This is a genomic window from Streptomyces sp. NPDC093252, from assembly GCF_040683675.1.
Classification (GTDB): domain Bacteria; phylum Actinomycetota; class Actinomycetes; order Streptomycetales; family Streptomycetaceae; genus Streptomyces.
In genome coordinates, this window is the sequence record NZ_JBFBEM010000016.1 from 53940 (window position 1) to 72242 (window position 18303).

The window sequence follows — 18303 nt, forward strand, 5'->3', positions numbered from 1 at the left end:
CCGGGGTTTCAGAAGGGTTTCAGAGCGTTTCAGAACGCTCGGGGCGGGGTCAGCCGGTGGACAGATGCCGCTCCACGGTCTCCACCTTGGAGGTCAGCCCATCGGTCACACCGGGCCGGATGTCCGCCTTGAGGACCAGGGAGACGCGGGGCGCGCGCTCCTCCACGGCGGCCACGGCCCGCCTGACGACGTCCATGACCTCGTCCCACTCCCCCTCGACCGAGGTGAACATGGCATCGGTACGGTTCGGCAGCCCCGACTCGCGCACCACGCGCACGGCGTCGGCGACGTACTCCCCGACGTCCTCGCCGACCCCCAGGGGCGTCACGGAGAAGGCGACGATCACGCGTTCACGACCCCTTCGTTGCGGGCGCGCGAGGCGATGACCGCGTCCTCGGCCTCCCGCTTCAGCATCCGCTCGGCGAAGAAGCCGCCGAGGGGGAGGACGGAGAGGGCGAAGTAGAGCGCGGCCCGGCCGATCGGCCACTTGGTCCGGTTCCAGGCGTCGGCCCAGAAGAGCACGTACAGGATGAACAGGACGCCGTGGACCGCGCCCATCACGGGCACCGCGTTGAAGTCGGTCGTGCGCTTCAGCACCGAGCAGAGCAGCAGCACGAGGAACGAGATGGCCTCGGGGGCCGAGACCAGGCGGAGGCGGCGCAGCGCGCCGGCGGTCTTGATGTCCACGGGTCACCTTCGTCGTATCGGGGGTATCCGGCGGCGGCCCCTGCGGACCGACGCCTTTGTGAACGGAAGCACAAACGTTCACCATTGTGGCAGGCGGGTGGGGCCGGGTCGGACGGGGGTCGCCGTTCCTCGCGGCGGGCTCGGCGAAGGGCGCGCGGGCGCTCAGCAGGTACGGCGTTCAGCAGGTACGGCGTTCAGCAGGTACGGCGTTCATGGCCGGAGGCACCGACGGGGGTCACGTCCACGTCCCGGAGGACCACCGAGAGCCGGTCGTCCCAGTCGCGGCAGGCGGCGGCGAGACCGGCCGGCTCGTACTCGATGTCGAAGACCCGGTCGTCGTAGGCGCTCGCGTAGGAGCCGCACTCGTCGTACTGGCCGCACTGCTCGGCCACCGCGAAGTCGAAGCCGAGGGCGCGGCCCCGGGACGCCAGCTCGGCCGCGTTCTTCTGGCCGATCGCCAGTCCGGCGGCATGGGCGCGCTCGACCAGCAGCTCGGCGAAGGCGAGATCGTCGGCGGCGCTGAGCAGCCCCTCGGAGCGCAGGTGGGAGTCGAGGTTGTCGGCCTCCACGGCCTGGAAACCGGCGGTGGCGCAGCCGTCCATCCACTCCCCCACGATCTCCGCGAGGCGTTCGCGCTTGGCGGGGGTGGAGACGTCGAGGAGGGCCTCGTCCCAGTCCCGGTCGATGACGAGGCCGCCCTCGCCACCGTCGTTCGGGGAGCGAAGGAGGAGGTCGGGGTGGTGCTCCTGCCACCAGCCGGTGGCGTCGGCCTGCGCCTGGAAGGCGTTGACGTAACAGAGGTTGTAGAGGCCGGGGGCGGGCTTCGCGGACCGGTCGCGGGAGACCGCGCGGACGCCCTCGGGGGGCGGGTAGGCGCCGCCGATCTGGTAGTCGAAGGGCATCCCGGGGGTGGGGAGGGCGACCTCGCCGGAGCGGGGGGAGGCGTGGGTGGACGGGGGCGGGGAGTCGCCGCCGGCCCGGTCGGTGCCGTCGGTGCCGTCGCCGCCGGAGCAGCCGCTGAGGGCGAGCGCCCCGCACAGCGCCAGCACCGTCAGCGCGCGGGGGAGGGCGGGACGGGGACGGTGCGGCATGGGGTGGGGCTCCTCAGCGGGGGCGGGGCGGGGGCGGGGTCACCGTACGGGGCGGAGGCTGGGCCGGGGTCACGTGCCGGGCGGAGGCGGGGGCAGGGTCACGGCGTGGCGCGGGGTCACGCACACGACGGCCCGGCACGACACGGTACTGCCCGGCACCGCTCATGATGCCCGGCGCCACGGGACCGGTGGCACCCGCCCGCCCCGTCGCTCAGTCCGTGCCCAGCGCCTTCCGCAGCACGCCCACGGCCTGGTCGATCGCCGCCTGCGCGGCATGCGTCTCCCGCAGCGCGTTCAGCATCACGAAGTCATGGATGATCCCCTGGTAGCGCACCGCCGTCACCGCCACCCCCGCCGCCCGCAGCCTGTTCGCGTAGGCCTCGCCCTCGTCCCGCAGGACATCCGCCTCACCCGTGATCACCAGAGCCGGCGGCAGCCCCGCCAACTGCTCCAGCGACGCCCGCAACGGCGACGCCGTGACCTCCGCACGCTGCTTCTCATCGGTCGTGTACTGGTCCCAGAACCACCGCATACCGTCCCGCCGCAGGAAGAACCCCTCCGCGAACTGCCGGTAGGACGGCGTGTCGAACGCCGCGTCCGTCACCGGATAGAACAGCACCTGCTGCACCAGATCCAGACCGCCCCGCTCCTTGGCCATCAGCGTCAGCGCGGCGCTCATGTTCCCGCCCACCGAGTCCCCGGCGACAGCGATCCGCCCCGCGTCCAGCCCCCTGGCGGCACCCTCCGCGACCACCCACCGGGCCACCGTCCAGTTCTGCTCGATGGCCACCGGATAACGCGCCTCGGGCGCACGGTCGTACTCCGGGAACACCACCGCGGCACCCGCCCCCACAGCCAGCTCACGCACCAGCCGGTCATGCGTGTGCGCATTGCCGAACACCCACCCCGCACCATGGATGTAGACGATCACCGGCAGCACCCCCGAGACACCCCTCGGCCGCACGATCCGCACCGGAACACTCCCCGTGGGCCCGCCCTCCACCGTGACCCACTCCTCATCCACCTCGGGCTTCGCGATCTCACCCGACTGGACCTCGTCGACCGCCTTGCGGCCGTCCGCCGGAGGAAGCTGGAAGAGGAACGGCGGCGCGCCGGTGGCCTCGGCGAACGCCTTCGCGGCGGGCTCCAGGACGACCGGCCGGGGCTCGGTGGCGGTGGTGTCGGTCATGACGACCTCCTCGGGTCGGTGTGCCGTGGGCCGGACCGTCCGTCCTTGGCCCTGGGGGGCGGCACCCTTCGAAAGTAGCGTGCGACTCAATCGCGCGCAACTTATTGGGGCGCTATAAAATCGAGAGGGACCGAAAAGGTAGAGTGACCGCAGGGCACCCGAGGAGGCAGCCATGACCAGCGAGCAGACGGCCCCGACTCCCGGGGCACCTCCCGGGGCATCTCCCGGGGCACCTCCCGGGGCATCTCCCGGGGCACCCTCCGGGACCACCCCGGCAGGCGGACCCCCGAAGGACCCGAAGGACCCGAAGGACTCCGCCCCGGGTTCCCTCCTCCTCGACGACCAGCTCTGCTTCGCCCTCTACGCCGCCCAGCGCGCGGTGACCGCCCGGTACCGCCCGCTGCTGGAGACCCTTGGGCTGACCTACCCGCAGTACCTGACGATGCTCGTGCTGTGGGACCGGGAGCGGGGCCCGGTGTCGGTACGGGACCTGGGGGCCGCCCTCCAACTGGAGTCGAGCACGCTCTCCCCGCTGCTGAAGCGGCTGGAGGCGAACGGCCTGGTGCGCCGGGAGCGCCGCGCGGACGACGAGCGCTCGGTGGAGATCAGTCTCACACCGGAGGGCGCGCGGCTGCGCGAGCGGGCCGGGGCCGTCCCGCCGGCCATGGGCGACGCGATGGCGCTGACCCCGGAACAGGACGCGACGGCCAAGCAGTTGCTGCGGCTGCTCACGGCGAACGTGGGCCGGGAGGCGGGGACGCCGGAGCGGCCGGAGTCCCGGTAGAGGTACCTGGAGATACCTGGAGGAGTACCTAGGGGACCTTCTCAGGGTCGTTCTCCACCCTTGGGCCCTGTTCGCCGGGGCTCCGCTGGGCGTACCTTCCCCTGCGTGGCGATGTTTCGACTTCAAGGCAGCAAGGTGCTGGCCGTCGAGATGACCGGGGACGCCGTGAAGGCGAAGAACGGTTCGATGGTCGCATACGACGGCCAGATGGCCTTCAAGAAGCTCAGCGGCGGTGGTGAGGGCATCCGGGGCATGGTCACCCGGCGGCTCACCGGTGAGCAGATGACCGTGATGGAGGTGCGCGGCCAGGGCACGGTCTGGTTCGCGGACCGGGCCTCCGAGATCAATCTGGTGAGCCTGCGGGGCGAGACCCTGTACGTGGAGTCCAGCAATCTGCTGGCCACGGACGGCGGGCTGCGCACCGGCACGCAGTTCACCGGGCTGCGCGGCGCGACCCAGGGCAACGGACTGTTCACGACGACGGTCGAGGGCCACGGCATGGCGGCGCTCATGTCGGACGGCCCGGCGGTGCTGCTGCGGGTGAGCCCGCAGTACCCGCTGACGGTGGACCCGGGCGCCTATGTGGCGCACCAGGGGAATCTGCGGCAGTCCTTCCAGTCCGGGGTGACGTTCCGGACGCTGCTCGGCGAGGGCGGCGGCGAGGCGTTCCAGATCCGCTTCGAGGGCGACGGCGTGGTCTACGTCCAGCCCAGCGAGCGGAACACGATCGCGGGGGATGTGTGATGGGCTTCCGGGAGATCAACTCCAAGATGGTCGAGGCGACCGTCGCGCCCGGTCAGCGGCTGTTCAGCCAGCGCGGCGCGATGCTCGGGTACCGCGGCGAGGTGAGCTTCACGCCGAACATCGCGGGCGGGCAGGGCGGCGTGATGTCGATGATCGGCCGCCGGGTGGCGAACGAGGACACCCCGCTGATGACGGTGGAGGGCAGCGGCACGGTCCTGTTCGGGCACGGCGGGCATCACATCCAGGTGATCCAGCTCTCCGGGGACACCCTGTGCGTGGATGCGGACCGGCTGCTCGCCTTCGAGGGCACGCTCCAGCAGGGCACGCTGTTCCTGGGCTCGCAGGGCGGGGTGATGGGCATGGTCCGCGGCCAGGTCAGCGGCCAGGGCCTGTTCACCACGACCCTGAAGGGCCACGGCGCAGTCGCCGTGATGGCGCACGGCGGGGTGTTCGAGATACCGATCACGCCCCAGCGCCCGGTCCATGTCGACCCCCAGGCATATGTGGCGCACCACGGGGACGTGCGCAACAAGCTGTCGACCGCCCTCGGCTGGCGGGACATGGTGGGCCGCGGCTCCGGGGAGGCGTTCCAGTTGGAGCTGAGCGGCAGCGGCGCGGTGTATGTGCAGGCATCGGAGGAGAAGCTGTGAGCGCCTACCCGGGAGCGGGATCGGGAGCGGGATCCGGACCAGGAGCGGGATGGGGTGCCGGAGGGGGTGCCGGATCGGGAGCCGGTCCCGTCGTGCACGACCCGATGACCCTGCCGACCGACGACAACGTGAACGCGTACACCTTCTGCGTGGAGCTGAAGGGCTCCCAGTGGTTTCTGCAGAAGGGGAAGATGATCTCGTACTACGGCTCGATCGACTTCAACGGGATCGGGCACGGCCGGCTCGACCGGCTGGTCCGGACCTCGTTCCATTCGCCTCTGCACGCGGCGGACTGGGTGGTGGCGGAGGGCAACGGCAAGATGCTCCTCGCCGACCGGGCGTTCGATGTGAACTCCTTCGATCTGGAGGAGGGCAATCTGACCATTCGCTCCGGCAATCTGCTCGCTTTTCAGCCAACTCTCGCGCTGAAGCAGTCGATCGTGCCGGGCTTTCTGACCCTCATCGGAACCGGAAAGTTCGTGGCCGCCTCGAACGGCCCGGTGGTCTTCATGGAACCCCCGATCCGGGTCGACCCGCAGGCCCTGGTCGGCTGGGCCGACTGCCCCTCCCCCTGCCATCACTACGACCACGGGTACATGACGGGCCTGATGGGCGGTCTACGTGCGATGACGGGGCTGGGCGGGGCCTCCGGGGAGGAGCACCAGTTCGAGTTCGTGGGCGCCGGAACGGTCCTGCTCCAGTCGTCCGAGACGCTGATGGCCGAGCAGACCACCGGGACGGTCCCGCACCAGGCGGGGGTGCCCGGCGGCGGGGCACACGGAGGGCGCGCACCGCAAGGCGGCGCACCGCGTCTTCCCGGACAGCTAGGGGACCTCCAGCGTCGCTTCGGGCTGTGAGCGGTAGTCTGCGGAGTGTGACATCGAACGCGTGCGCACCGTCACACCACCCTCACTAGTTCGCCTTTCAACTTTTTAGGTAGACTTCATTCATGGAGACGGAGACGGCCACGCGCTGGCTGACCGATGCGGAGCAGTGTGCCTGGCGCACCCATCTGGAGGTCAACAAGCTGTTGGCGTACCAGTTGGAAAAGGACCTGCAACCGTTCGGCCTGACGATGAACGACTACGAGATCCTGGTGAATCTCTCGGAGTCCGAGGAGCTGCGGATGCGGATGAGCGATCTGGCCTCCGCCACGCTCCAGTCCAAGAGCCGCCTCTCGCACCAGATCACGCGGATGGAGAACGCCCAACTGGTCCGGCGGGAGCACTGCGAGTCCGACCGCCGGGGCCTGTTCGCGGTCCTCACCGAACACGGTCTGGAGACCATGCGCAGGGTCGCGCCGCACCATGTGTCGTCGGTGCGCAAGCACTTCATGGATCTGCTCACCCCCGAATCCCTGACCGAGCTGGAGAAGTCCCTCAAGCCGATCGCGGACCACCTCCGCGGCCAGCGCGGACGCCCCTGACCCACCGAACAGCCCGGACCGACGGACCCGCCCGACCACCGGGACCGGGCGGGCTGACGGGACCGAGCAGACCGGGACCGGGTAGACCGCCCGGACGACCGGAACCGGCCAACCGACGGGACCGCCTGAACCACCGGGACCGGGCGAACCCAGGGCTGGGGGCCAGCCCCCACCCCCATCACCCCCACCACCCCCGCCCCCTCACCCCGCAAGCGGCAGCCGCAGCGTGAACCGGGCTCCGCCCGCCGGCCCCGTCCCCACCGTCAGCGTCCCGCCATGGCGTACGGCGACATCCCGGGCGATGGCGAGCCCCAGCCCGGCACCGCCGTCGTCGCGGCTGCGGGCGTCGTCGAGCCGGACGAACCGCTCGAAGATCCGCTCCCGGTCGGCCTCCGGCACCCCGTCCCCGTCGTCGGCGACCTCCACCACCGCCTGATCGCCGTCCCGCCGGACCGAGACCGTCACCTCGCTGCGGGCGTGCCGACGCCCGTTGTCCAGCAGATTGCCCAGCACCCGTTCGAGCTGCCCCCGGGACCCAGCCACCTCCACCGGCCCTCCCACCGAATCTCCCTCCGCTCCTCCCACCGGATCTCCCCCCGCCCCTTCCGCCGTCTCCACCGCCGACCCCCCGGCGGTCGCCGCCACCACCCGCACGCCCTCCCGCCCCGCCGCGGCCTCCCCGACCAGCGCGGCCAGCTCGACCCGCCCGTCGAGCGGCTTCTCCCCCGCGTCCAGCCGGGCGAGCAGCAGCAGATCGGCGGCCAGATGCTGAAGCCGTACGGTGTCCTGCACCGCGCCCGGCACATCCAGCAGTTCCGGATGGGCCTCGCCCACCTCCAACTGGGTGCGGAGCGAGGCGATCGGACTGCGCAGCTCGTGCGAGGCGTCGGCGACGAACCGGCGCTGGCGCTCCACCGATGCCTCCAGCGCGGCCAGCGTCTCATTGGTGGTGGAGGCCAGCCGGGCGATCTCGTCATGGGTCTCCGGCTCCGGCACCCGGCGGGTCAGATCCGCCGAGGCGGTGATCTCCGCCATCTCCCGCCGGATCCCCTCGACCGGCCGGAGCGCCCGCCGGGTCACCAGCCAGGTCACCCCGGCGACGATCCCCAGCAGCAGCGGGAACCCGATCAGCATCACCTTGAGCGCGGTCTCCACCGCGTTCTGCTCGGCGGCCAGCGGGGCGCCCGCGAACACCGTGAAGGTGCCCTGGCCGGGCACGGCGACCTCGACCTCGGCGAACCGGTAGTCCCCCGACTGCCCGTCGATGGTCGCCGAGCCGTTGGACCGCGGCGCCTCGTCGCTGATCTCCCCGGGCCCGAGCACACCGCTGTCGCCACCGTCGTCGTCCCCGGAGCCGTCACCCGAGCCGCCGCCGTCGTCGTCGTCATCGTCGTCACCGGTCGGGGACGGGGCCGGGGTGGGCTCGGGACGGGGCTGCACCTGGTCGGTGGCCGTCCCGCTGATCCGCTCCAGCCCCTCGCTCGCCGCGACCAGGGTGCCGTCCTCGGCCAGCACCTGGGTGGGGGTGCCCTCGTCGTCCAGGCGCAGTTCCCGGTAGGGCAGCCCGCCCGACAGATCGGCGGCGACCTCGCGCGCCGCGCGCTCGGCCTCGGTGCCCGCCTGGTTGGTCAGATTCGCGTACAGCGAGAACAGGACGGCGGCCCCGGCGGCGGCCAGCGCCACCGCGACCACCAGGGTGGCGCCGAGCGTGGCCCGCGCCCGTACGGAGGCGAACACCCGGCTCACCTCGGCACCTCCAGCCGGTACCCGGCCCCGCGGACGGTACGGATCAGCCGCGCGCCCAGCTTCCGCCGCAGCGCGCTCACATACACCTCGACGATGTTCGGATCGCCCTCGTAGGCGAAGTCCCAGACATGCTCCAGGATCTCCGCCTTGGACACGACCTCCCCCCGCCGCAGCAGCAACTGCTCCAGCACGGCGAACTCCTTGGCGGTGAGCGCGATCTCCTCCCCGCCCTCAGCCCCATCCCCCCGCACGACGCGCCGCGCCCCGGTGTCGATGGTCAGATCCCCGAGGACATGCACGGGCGAGGTCCCCTTGGCCTGCCCCCGCCGCCGCAGCAGCGCCCGCACCCGCGCCACGAGCACCACATACGAGAAGGGCTTGGTCAGATAGTCGTCCGCCCCGGTGTCCAGCCCCTCCGCCTCGTCGTACTCCCCGTCCTTCGCGGTGAGCATCAGGATCGGCACGTCGTGCCCGGCGGCCCGCAGGGTGGCGCACACCCGGTAGCCGTTCATGCCGGGCAGCATGATGTCCAGCACGATCAGGTCGTACGGGGTCTCCGTGGCCCGGTGCAGGCCCTCCAGCCCGTCGTGGACCACGTCCACGGCGTACCCCTCCGCCGTCAGGCCCTTGGCCAGGGACAGCGCGAGGCGTTTCTCGTCCTCCACGATCAGCAGCCGCATGCGTACCAGGGTCCCAAACGGAAGCTGAAGTGATCTTCAGGTGCCTTCAGCGTGGCTTCAGGTGACTCCAGGCAGCTTGGTGGACGTCGGAAGGCGACGGAACGGACCGCCGCCACTTACGGGGAGGAACACCCATGAAGCGCAACCTCGTCATCGCCGCGATCACCGTGACGGCCGTCATCGGCGGCGGGACGACCCTGGCGTTCGCCACCGGCGGCGACGGCTCCACCTCACCGTCCCCCTCGTCGTCCACGACGGCGGCCTCCACGGTCACCCTCCCGCCGTCCGAGGACGACGACCGCGAGAACGACGACGATCGCAGGGGCGCGAAGATCACGGCGGCGCAGGCGATCGAGACGGCCCTGAAGGAGCGCCCCGGCACAGCGATCTCGGCGGACCTGGACGCGGAGGACGCCGACGACGACAACGACGATGACAATGACAATGACAATGACAATGACGGCCCGGCAGGCCTGAGCTGGGAGATCGGCATCCTGGGCACCGGCGACACGTCGTACACGGTGTACGTCGACCCGGCGACCGGCCGCGTCCTGGACACCCGCGACGGCCTGGACGACGACGACTCGGACGAGGAGCGCGCGGCCCTGCGGGGCGTCGAGGTGAGCGCGGTGGAGGCGGCGAACGCAGCCGCCGCGAAGGGCTTCGTCACCTCCCTCGACCTGGACGACGACACCGACGACCGCACCCTGAGCTGGGACGTGGAGGTGTCGAACACCACCGACGGCACGGAGTCCGACTGGAACGTGGACACGAAGTCGGCATCGCTGACGGCGGACCGGGACGACACCGACGACACCGACAACGCCGACGACCGCAGCGAGGACTGAGATACGGGGTTGGTCTGAGGTGGTGGTGGGGGGACGGAAGAATCCGCCCCCCCACCACGCCGTACTCATCCCCATCCCACGCCCCCGCACGGGCGGGTGGGTGGGCAAAACCGGTAAAACTCAGCCCCCCATAACCCCCCGCACCAACACATCCGCAGCCCCATAAGGATCCAGCTCCCCCGCCACGATCCGCTCCGCCAGCACCCCCAACCGCCGATCACCGTGCAGATCGGCGATCCTCCCCCGCAGCGCCGTCACGGCGATCGTCTCGACCTCCCCCGCCGCCCGCGCCCGGCGCCTCGCGGCCAGCACCCCCCGCTCCTCCATCCACGCCCGGTGCTTCTCCAGCGCCTCGACGACCTCCTCCACCCCTTCCCCCCGCGAGGCGACCGTCCGGACGATCGGGGGCCGCCAGTCGCCGGGGCCGCGGGACTCGCCGAGGCCGAGCATGTGCTGGAGTTCGCGGGCGGTCGCGTCCGCCCCGTCCCGGTCGGCCTTGTTCACCACGTACACATCGCCGATCTCCAGGATCCCGGCCTTCGCCGCCTGGATCCCGTCGCCCATCCCGGGCGCGAGCAGCACCACCGAGGTGTCGGCCTGCGCGGCGATCTCCACCTCGGACTGGCCGACCCCGACCGTCTCGACCAGGATCACCTCGCAGCCCGCCGCGTCCAGCACCCGGACCGCCTGCGGGGCCGACCGGGCGAGCCCGCCGAGGTGGCCCCGGGTGGCCATGGAGCGGATGTAGACGCCGGGGTCGGAGGCGTGGTCGGACATCCGGATGCGGTCACCGAGCAGCGCTCCGCCGGAGAAGGGCGAGGAGGGATCGACGGCGAGGACCCCGACCCGTTTCCCCCGCCCCCGGTAGGCCGCCACGAGCGCGGAAGTCGATGTCGATTTACCGACACCCGGCGAGCCGGTGATCCCGACGACATACGCCCCGCCGGTGAGCGGGGCGAGCGCCGCCATGACCTCGCGGAGCTGCGGGGACGCCCCCTCCACCAGGGAGATCAGCCGGGCGACGGCCCGGGGCCGGCCTTCCCGGGCCTGGGCCACCAGGGTGGGGACGTCCTGCATCTCGGCTCCGTTCACCACAAACCCATGGAACACAAACCCATGGAACCCAGACCCATGGAACACAGGCCCATGGAACACAGGCCCATGGAACACAAATCCATGGAACCCATACCCGTCAGGGCCGCGCCACCCGCACGATCAGCGCGTCCCCCTGCCCCCCGCCGCCGCACAGCGCCGCCGCCCCGATCCCGCCGCCCCGGCGCTTCAGCTCCAGCGCCAGGTGCAGCACCAGCCGGGCGCCGGACATGCCGATCGGGTGGCCGAGGGCGATGGCACCACCGTTCACATTCACCTTTTCCGAGGACACCCCGAGGTCCTTCATTGACTGGAGGGCGACCGCGGCGAACGCCTCGTTGATCTCGATGAGGTCGAGGTCCTCGACGCCGATGCCCTCCTTCTTCAGGGCGTGGGCGATGGCGTTGGACGGCTGGGACTGGAGGGAGTTGTCGGGTCCCGCCACATTGCCGTGGGCGCCGATCTCGGCGATCCACTCCAGGCCCAGTTCCAGCGCCTTCGCCTTGCTCATCACGACCACGGCGGCGGCGCCGTCGGAGATCTGCGAGGCGGTGCCCGCGGTGATCGTGCCGTCCTTGGTGAAGGCGGGGCGCAGCTTGGCGAGGGTCTCGACGGTGGTGTCGGCGCGGATGCCCTCGTCCTTGCTGAAGAGGACCGGGTCGCCCTTGCGCTGCGGGATCTCCACCGGGGTGATCTCGGCCTCGAAGACACCGTTCTTCTGGGCGGCGGCGGCCCGCTGGTGGCTGAGGGCGGCGATCTCGTCCTGCTCGGCGCGGCCGAGGCCGAGGCGGGTGTTGTGCTTCTCGGTGGACTCGCCCATCGGGATGTTCTCCCAGGGGTCGGTGAGCCCGTCGTACGCCATGGCGTCGAGCATCTCGATCGCCCCGTACTTGTAGCCCTCGCGGGACTTGGGGAGCAGGTGCGGGGCGTTGGTCATGGACTCCTGGCCACCGGCGACGATCACCTCGAACTCACCCGAGCGGATCAACTGGTCGGCGAGGGCGATGGCGTCGAGGCCGGAGAGACAGACCTTGTTGACGGTGAGCGCGGGGACGTTCATCGGGATGCCCGCCCTGACGGCGGCCTGGCGGGCCGGGATCTGCCCGGCGCCCGCGGTGAGCACCTGGCCCATGATCACGTACTGCACCTGGTCGCCGCCGATCCCCGCACGGTCGAGGGCGGCCTTGATCGCGAAGCCGCCGAGGTCGGCTCCGGAGAAGGACTTCAGCGAGCCGAGCAGCCGCCCCATGGGCGTGCGCGCGCCCGCGACGATCACCGAGCCGGTCGTACCGGAATTTCCAGAAGACATGAGCTGCGATCCCCTTTACCGGCCTGAACGGCCCGAGGAGTGAACGAGGGTTTACTTCGAGCGTACTGAGTGGCACTCCGTGCCGTCATCGGGCCGTCGGTGTGATCGCGCGCACGTTGCGTAACCACCGGGGCTTCGCTCCACTGGAAGGATGCTGACACGCATCGACCACATCGGAATCGCCTGTCACGACCTCGACGCGACGGTCGCCTTCTACCGGGCCACCTACGGCTTCGAGGTGTTCCACACCGAGGTCAACGAGGAGCAGGGCGTCCGCGAGGCCATGCTCAGGATCAACGGGACCTCGGACGGCGGCGCCTCCTACCTCCAGCTCCTGGAGCCGATCCGCGAGGACTCCCCGGTCGGGAAGTGGCTCGCGAAGAACGGCGAGGGCGTGCACCACATCGCCTTCGGCACCGCCGACGTGGACGCGGACTCCGCCGCGATCCGCGAGAAGGGCGTCCGGGTCCTGTACGAAGAGCCCCGGCGCGGCTCCATGGGGTCACGGATCACGTTCCTGCATCCCAAGGATTGCCATGGCGTACTGACAGAACTGGTGACTTCGGCGCCTGTTGAGTCACCTGAGCACTGACCCTCGTACATAGGGGCCGGTAGGGTTGGGTGCGGTCGCCGGCGTTTGAGGGGCGATCCGAGTCCTGCCGCCCGCCTGGGACGGCGGGATTCGTGCCGGGGTCCGGGTTTCGGGGGTCGAGCGCCGGGGCAGCAGCCCATGCTCCGCCGTTGATCTGACACCATTCCCCGGGGGCCCCGTCCGCAGGCCGGACGGAGCCCGTACGGAGTACTTGCGACCAGGGGACGGATGGGACCGCGCAGTGCGGGGCTACGAGAGCCAGGAGCGAGAGCCGGCGGCTGACGTCGACCACCTCTCTCGGTTCGAGGCCGAGATGAAGCGGCTGAAGACCGAGCGGGAAAAGGCGATCCAGCACGCCGAGGACCTCGGCTACCAGGTCGAGGTGCTGCGCGCCAAGCTGCACGAGGCGCGGCGCACCATCATGTCCCGGCCGGCCTACGACGGGGCCGATCTCGGCTACCAGGCCGAGCAGATGCTGCGCACCGCGCAGCTTCAGGCCGAGCAGTTGCGCGCCGACGCCGAGCGCGAGCTGAGCCAGGCGCGGGCGCAGACCCAGCGGATCCTCCAGGAGCACGCCGAGCAGGCGGCCCGGCTCCAGGCGGAGCTGCACCAGGAGGCGGTGACCCGGCGCCAGCAGCTCGACCAGGAACTGGCCGAGCGCCGGCAGAACGTCGAGTCGCACGTCAATGAGAACGTGGCGTGGGCCGAGCAGCTCCGGGCCCGCAGCGAGGCGCAGGCCCGCCGGCTGATGGACGAGTCCCGCGCGGAGGCCGACAAGGCGATGGCCGCGGCCCGCGCCGAGGCCGAGCGGCTGACCGGCGAGGCCCGCCACCGGCTGCGCGAGGACGCGGAGGCGACCCGCTCCGAGGCGGAGCAGTTGCTGCGCCGGGCCCGCGCGGACGCGGAGCGGCTGCTGAACGCGGCCTCGACGCAGGCCCAGGAGGCCACCGACCACGCCGAGCAGCTCCGCTCGTCCACGGCCACCGAGTCCGATGCGGCCCGGCGCCGCGCGCAGGAGCTGAGCCGGACCGCCGAGCAGCGGATGACGGAGGCGGACGAGGCGCTGCGCAAGGCGCGGTCCGAGGCGGAGAAGGTGCTCGGCGAGGCCAAGGAGGCCGCCGCCAAGGCACTGTCCGGCGCCGAGTCGACCAATGAGCAGCGCACCCGCACGGCCAAGGAGCAGGTCGCCCGGCTGGTCAGCGAGGCCACCAAGGAGGCCGAGGCGGTCCGCGCGGACGCCGACCAGTCCGTCGAGGACGCCCGCGCGCAGGCCGAGAAGATCGTCGCGGAGGCGTCCGAGAAGGCCCGGACGATCACCGCCGAGGAGAGCGCGACCCAGTTGTCCAAGGCGGCCAAGACCGCCGAGGACGTGCTGAACAAAGCGTCCGAGGAGGCCCAGCAGACCACCCGGGCCGCCGTCGAGGAGGCCGAGCGGATCCGCGGCGAGGCGGAGGCCGAGGCCGACCGGCTGCGCGCCGAGGCGCACGACCTGGCCGAGCAGCTCAAGGGCGCCGCCAAGGACGACACCGAGGAGTACCGGGCCAGGACGGTCGAGCTCCAGGAGGAGGCGCGGCGGCTGCGCGGCGAGGCCGAGCAGTTGCGGACGGACGCGGTCGCCGAGGGCGAGCGGATCCGGTCGGAGGCGCGGCGCGAGGCCGTGGCCCAGATCGAGGAAGCGGCCCGTACGGCCGAGGAGTTGCTGTCCAAGGCCAAGGCGGACGCGGACGAGCTGCGCCAGAGCGCGACGACGGACAGCGAGAAGGTCCGTACCGAGGCCATCGAGCGGGCCACCACCCTGCGCCGGCAGGCCGAGGAGACCCTGGAGCGCACCCGCGCGGAGGCCGAGCGGCACCGCGCGGAGGTCGTCGAGCAGTCCGAGGGCATCAAGGCGGACGCCGAGCGCGCCGCCCGCGAGCTGCACGAGGAGACCGAGCGGGCGATAGAGACCCGCCGCACCCAGGCCGCCGAGGAGCTGTCCCGGCTGCACGCGGAGGCGGAGAGCCGGCTCGCGGCGGCCGAGCAGGCGCTGACCGAGGCCCGCGCGGAGGCGTCGCGGATCCGCCGGGAGGCGGCCGAGGAGTCGGAGCGGCTGCGCGCGGAGGCGGCGGAGCGGATCCGCACCCTCCAGCAGCAGGCCGAGACCGAGGCGGTCCGGCTGCGGGACGAGGCGGCGGCGGACGCGTCGGCGTCCCGGGCCGAGGGCGAGTCCGTCGCCGTACGGCTGCGGTCGGAGGCGGCGGCCGAGGCGGAGCGGCTGAAGGCGGAGGCGCAGGACACCGCGGACCGGGTGCGGGCGGAGGCGCAGGCCGCCGCCGAGCGGCTCGGCACCGAGGCGTCGGAGACGCTGGCCGCCGCGCAGGAGGAGGCCGCCCGGCGCCGCCGCGAGGCCGACGAGCATCTCGGCGCGGCCCGGCAGGACGCGGACCAGGAGCGGGAGCGGGCCCGGGAGCAGAGCGAGGAACTGCTCGCCGCGGCGCGCAAGCGGGTCGAGGAGGCGCAGGCCGAGGCGGTCCGGCTGGTCGAGGAGGCGGACCGGCGGGCCACCGAGATGGTGTCGGCCGCCGATCAGCACGCCCAGCAGGTGCGGGACTCGGTCGCGGGCCTGCACGAGCAGGCGCAGGAGGAGATCGCCGGGCTGCGCTCGGCCGCCGAGCACGCCGCGGACCGTACCCGCCGGGAGGCGGGCGAGGAGTCGGACCGGGTCCGCGCGGACGCCTACGCGGAGCGCGACCGGGCGTCCGAGGACGCGACCCGGGTGCGCCGGGAGGCGACCGAGGAGTCGGAGGCCGCCAAGGCCCTCGCGGAGCGGACGGTCACGGACGCCATCGCGGAGGCGGAGCGGCTGCGCTCGGAGACCGCCGAGCACGCCCAGCGGGTGCGGACCCAGGCGTCGGACACCATCGCGCAGGCCGACCAGGACGCCGCGCGGACCCGGGCGGACGCCCGGGAGGACGCCAACCGGATCCGTTCGGACGCGGCGACGCAGGCGGACACCCTGATCACCGAGGCCCGCAAGGAGGCCGAGCGGCTCACCGCGGAGACCGCCGCCGACACCGACCGGGTGCGCGCGGAGACGACCCGGGCGGCCGACAAGCTGCTCTCGGACGCCGCCGGGGAGGCCGAGCGGCTGCGCGCCGAGGCCGCCGACACGGTGGGCTCCGCACAGCAGCACGCCGAGCGGATCCGGGCCGAGGCCGAGCGGGTCAAGGCGCGGGCCGCCGCCGAGGCGGAGCGGCTGACGTCGGCGGCGCGCGAGGAGGCGGACCGGACACTGGACGGCGCCCGCAAGGACGCCAACAAGCGGCGTTCCGAGGCCGCCGAGCAGGTGGACACCCTCATCACAGAGACCGCGGCCGAGGCGGACAAGCTGCTGACGGAGGCTCAGCAGCAGGCGCAGAAGACCACCGCCGACGCCGAGGCGCAGGCGGACACCATGGTCGGCGCGGCCCGCACCGAGGCCGAGCGGCTGGTCGCGGAGGCCACCGTCGAGGGCAACCAGACGGTGGAGAAGGCCCGTACGGACGCGGACGAGCTGCTGGTCGGTGCGCGCCGGGACGCGACCGCCATAAGGGAGCGCTCGGAGGAGCTGCGGAACCGGATCACCTCGGAGATCGAGGAGTTGCACGAGCGGGCCCGCCGGGAGGCGGCCGAGACGATGAAGTCGACCGGCGACCGCTGCGACGCGCTGATCAAGGCGTCCGAGGAGCAGCTCGGCAAGGCGCAGGCCAAGGCCAAGGAGCTGGTCACGGAGGCCAATTCGGAGGCGGGCAAGGTCCGGATCGCCGCGGTGAAGAAGGCGGAGGGCCTGCTCAAGGAGGCCGAGGCGAAGAAGGCCGCGCTGGTCAAGGAGGCCGAGGAGCTGAAGGCCGAGGCGATCCGGGAGGCCCGGCGGACGGTCGAGGAGGGCCGGCGCGAGCTGGAGGTGCTGGTCCGCCGCCGCGAGGACATCAACGCGGAGATCTCCCGGGTGCAGGATGTGCTGGAGGCACTGGAGTCGTTCGAGGCGCCGGGGGCGGGCAAGGACTCCGTCAAGGCGGGGGCGACGGTCGGGGCACCCCGATCGAGTGGCAAGTCCTCGGACGGGTAGGGCCGCGGCCGGGCGGGACCGGGCGGGGCGGCCCGGTGACCATGATCCAGCGGTGGGTGATCGACGCAGGTGAGTGGGGGCGGTGACACGCCCCCGAACCGGGCATGGGAGAGTGTCGGCGACGGTGCGCGGTCCGGCCGGTCCGCTGCGGACCGTCATATCGGCGCTTGCGCGGGACACCGATTTCCGTGTCTGCTGGGGCCTTTGACCGTGTCTCGGGCAAGTTGTCTGACGGTCAGCCACCCAAAAGGGGTGTCATTCTCCAGATCAAACGCGCATCCGCTCGATGACACACCGCTTCGGCCCCTAGGATTCCCCCTATCACCTCACCGGTCTCATTCGACAGGAACCCCATGAGCGACACTTCCCCCTACGGCTTCGAGCTTGTGCGGCGTGGATACGACCGCGCTCAGGTGGACGAACGTATCTCCAAGCTCGTCTCCGACCGAGACAGCGCTCTCGCCCGCATCACCGCTCTGGAAAAGCGCATCGAGGAACTCCACCTCGAGACGCAGAACGCCCAGGCCCAGGTCAGCGACGCGGAGCCGTCGTACGCCGGGCTCGGCGCCCGCGTCGAGAAGATCCTCCGCCTGGCCGAGGAGGAGGCCAAGGACCTGCGTGAGGAGGCCCGGCGCGCGGCGGAGCAGCACCGCGAGCTGGCCGAGTCCGCCGCCCAGCAGGTGCGCAACGACGCCGAGTCGTTCTCCGCCGAGCGCAAGGCCAAGGCCGAGGACGAGGGCGTCCGGATCGTCGAGAAGGCCAAGAGCGACGCCTCTCAGCTCCGCGCCGAGGCGCAGAAGGACGCGCAGTCCAAGCGGGAGGAGGCCGACGCGCTCTTCGAGGAGACCCGCGCCAAGGCCGCCCAGGCCGCCGCGGACTTCGAGACCAACCTCGCCAAGCGCCGCGAGCAGTCCGAGCGGGACCTGGCGTCCCGTCAGCAGAAGGCGGAGAAGCGTCTCGCGGAGATCGAGCACCGCGCGGAGCAGCTCCGGCTGGAGGCCGAGAAGCTGCGCACCGACGCCGAGCGCCGCGCCCGCCAGACGGTGGAGACCGCGCAGCGCCAGGCCGAGGACATCGTGGCCGACGCCAACGCCAAGGCCGACCGGATCCGTTCGGAATCCGAGCGCGAGCTGGCCGCCCTCACCAACCGGCGTGACTCCATCAACGCGCAGCTCACCAATGTGCGGGAGATGCTGGCGACGCTCACTGGCGCCGCGGTGGCCGCGGCCGGCAGCCCGGCCGAGGACGAGCCGATCTCGCGGGGTGTCCCGGCCCAGCAGTCCCGCTGACACCGGGGCCGGACAACGGCCCGTAAACCGCAGCCGAACACGTGCAAAGCCCTCTGTCGCCCGGGTGGCAGAGGGCTTTGTCACGGTCT

17 protein-coding genes are annotated in these 18303 nt (G+C 72.0%); 9 read left to right on the forward strand and 8 right to left on the reverse strand.

Going from position 1 to position 18303, the window contains the following annotated elements; translation table 11 throughout:
- Positions 1-49: 49 nt before the first annotated feature.
- From AB0O01_RS29625 to AB0O01_RS29640, 4 genes are all read right to left on the reverse strand, one after another.
- Positions 50-346 (reverse strand): MTH1187 family thiamine-binding protein, encoded by a 297-nt coding sequence (locus AB0O01_RS29625; protein ID WP_365318105.1) that lies wholly within the window; start codon positions 344-346, stop codon positions 50-52.
- The gene (locus AB0O01_RS29630) at positions 343-687 is read right to left on the reverse strand and encodes a DUF3817 domain-containing protein (protein WP_365318106.1); all 345 of its coding nucleotides are present in this window, start codon (positions 685-687) and stop codon (positions 343-345) included. The genes AB0O01_RS29625 and AB0O01_RS29630 overlap by 4 nt, the downstream gene beginning before the upstream one ends.
- Positions 688-881: 194 nt before the next feature.
- Positions 882-1778, reverse strand: coding sequence for an endo alpha-1,4 polygalactosaminidase (locus tag AB0O01_RS29635; RefSeq protein ID WP_365318108.1), 897 nt, complete (start codon positions 1776-1778; stop codon positions 882-884).
- A gap of 211 nt (positions 1779-1989) precedes the next feature.
- On the reverse strand, positions 1990-2967 hold the full coding sequence (locus AB0O01_RS29640) for an alpha/beta hydrolase (protein ID WP_365318110.1): 978 nt from the start codon (positions 2965-2967) through the stop codon (positions 1990-1992).
- 379 nt (positions 2968-3346) lie between these two features.
- On the opposite strand from AB0O01_RS29640, the gene AB0O01_RS29645 reads away from it, so the two are divergent.
- The 5 genes from AB0O01_RS29645 (at position 3347) to AB0O01_RS29665 (ending at position 6571) form a co-directional block, all read left to right on the forward strand.
- The gene (locus AB0O01_RS29645) at positions 3347-3751 is read left to right on the forward strand and encodes a MarR family transcriptional regulator (protein ID WP_365318372.1); all 405 of its coding nucleotides are present in this window, start codon (positions 3347-3349) and stop codon (positions 3749-3751) included.
- 111 nt (positions 3752-3862) lie between these two features.
- Positions 3863-4495, forward strand: coding sequence for an AIM24 family protein (locus AB0O01_RS29650; protein WP_365318373.1), 633 nt, complete (start codon positions 3863-3865; stop codon positions 4493-4495).
- On the forward strand, positions 4495-5145 hold the full coding sequence (locus AB0O01_RS29655; protein WP_365318111.1) for an AIM24 family protein: 651 nt from the start codon (positions 4495-4497) through the stop codon (positions 5143-5145). Before AB0O01_RS29650 ends, AB0O01_RS29655 begins: the two co-directional genes overlap by 1 nt.
- A gap of 104 nt (positions 5146-5249) precedes the next feature.
- Positions 5250-6002 (forward strand): AIM24 family protein, encoded by a 753-nt coding sequence (locus AB0O01_RS29660; RefSeq protein WP_365318375.1) that lies wholly within the window; start codon positions 5250-5252, stop codon positions 6000-6002.
- Positions 6003-6094: 92 nt separating this feature from the next.
- Positions 6095-6571 carry a MarR family transcriptional regulator gene (locus AB0O01_RS29665; RefSeq protein WP_365318113.1) on the forward strand — a complete coding sequence of 159 codons (477 nt, stop codon included), beginning with the start codon at positions 6095-6097 and terminating at the stop codon, positions 6569-6571.
- A gap of 201 nt (positions 6572-6772) precedes the next feature.
- Here the strand turns inward: AB0O01_RS29665 and AB0O01_RS29670 are convergent, their stop codons facing one another.
- Both AB0O01_RS29670 and AB0O01_RS29675 read right to left on the reverse strand, forming a co-directional pair.
- Positions 6773-8317 (reverse strand): HAMP domain-containing sensor histidine kinase, encoded by a 1545-nt coding sequence (locus AB0O01_RS29670; protein ID WP_365318115.1) that lies wholly within the window; start codon positions 8315-8317, stop codon positions 6773-6775.
- Complete coding sequence (locus AB0O01_RS29675; RefSeq protein ID WP_365318117.1) at positions 8314-8997, reverse strand: response regulator transcription factor; 684 nt, start codon at positions 8995-8997, stop codon at positions 8314-8316. The genes AB0O01_RS29670 and AB0O01_RS29675 overlap by 4 nt, the downstream gene beginning before the upstream one ends.
- Before the next feature lie 134 nt (positions 8998-9131).
- Here AB0O01_RS29675 and AB0O01_RS29680 point away from each other — a divergent pair, with 134 nt between their 5' ends.
- Entirely contained in the window at positions 9132-9845 is a 714-nt protein-coding gene (locus AB0O01_RS29680; RefSeq protein WP_365318119.1) for a PepSY domain-containing protein, read from the forward strand.
- Between the two features lie 120 nt (positions 9846-9965).
- Here AB0O01_RS29680 and meaB read toward each other — a convergent pair whose 3' ends face one another.
- Positions 9966-10922 carry a methylmalonyl Co-A mutase-associated GTPase MeaB gene (meaB, locus tag AB0O01_RS29685; protein WP_365318121.1) on the reverse strand — a complete coding sequence of 319 codons (957 nt, stop codon included), beginning with the start codon at positions 10920-10922 and terminating at the stop codon, positions 9966-9968.
- A 115-nt stretch (positions 10923-11037) separates the two neighbouring features.
- Positions 11038-12246 (reverse strand): acetyl-CoA C-acetyltransferase, encoded by a 1209-nt coding sequence (locus AB0O01_RS29690; RefSeq protein ID WP_365318123.1) that lies wholly within the window; start codon positions 12244-12246, stop codon positions 11038-11040.
- A gap of 151 nt (positions 12247-12397) precedes the next feature.
- Here AB0O01_RS29690 and mce point away from each other — a divergent pair, with 151 nt between their 5' ends.
- The 3 genes from mce (at position 12398) to AB0O01_RS29705 (ending at position 18214) form a co-directional block, all read left to right on the forward strand.
- A complete protein-coding gene (mce, locus tag AB0O01_RS29695) occupies positions 12398-12838 on the forward strand; it encodes a methylmalonyl-CoA epimerase (protein WP_365318125.1) in 441 nt (146 codons plus the stop codon).
- A 241-nt stretch (positions 12839-13079) separates the two neighbouring features.
- Entirely contained in the window at positions 13080-16925 is a 3846-nt protein-coding gene (gene scy, locus AB0O01_RS29700; protein WP_365318127.1) for a polarized growth protein Scy, read from the forward strand.
- 353 nt (positions 16926-17278) lie between these two features.
- Positions 17279-18214 carry a cellulose-binding protein gene (locus tag AB0O01_RS29705; RefSeq protein ID WP_355740408.1) on the forward strand — a complete coding sequence of 312 codons (936 nt, stop codon included), beginning with the start codon at positions 17279-17281 and terminating at the stop codon, positions 18212-18214.
- Positions 18215-18303 lie beyond the last annotated feature (89 nt).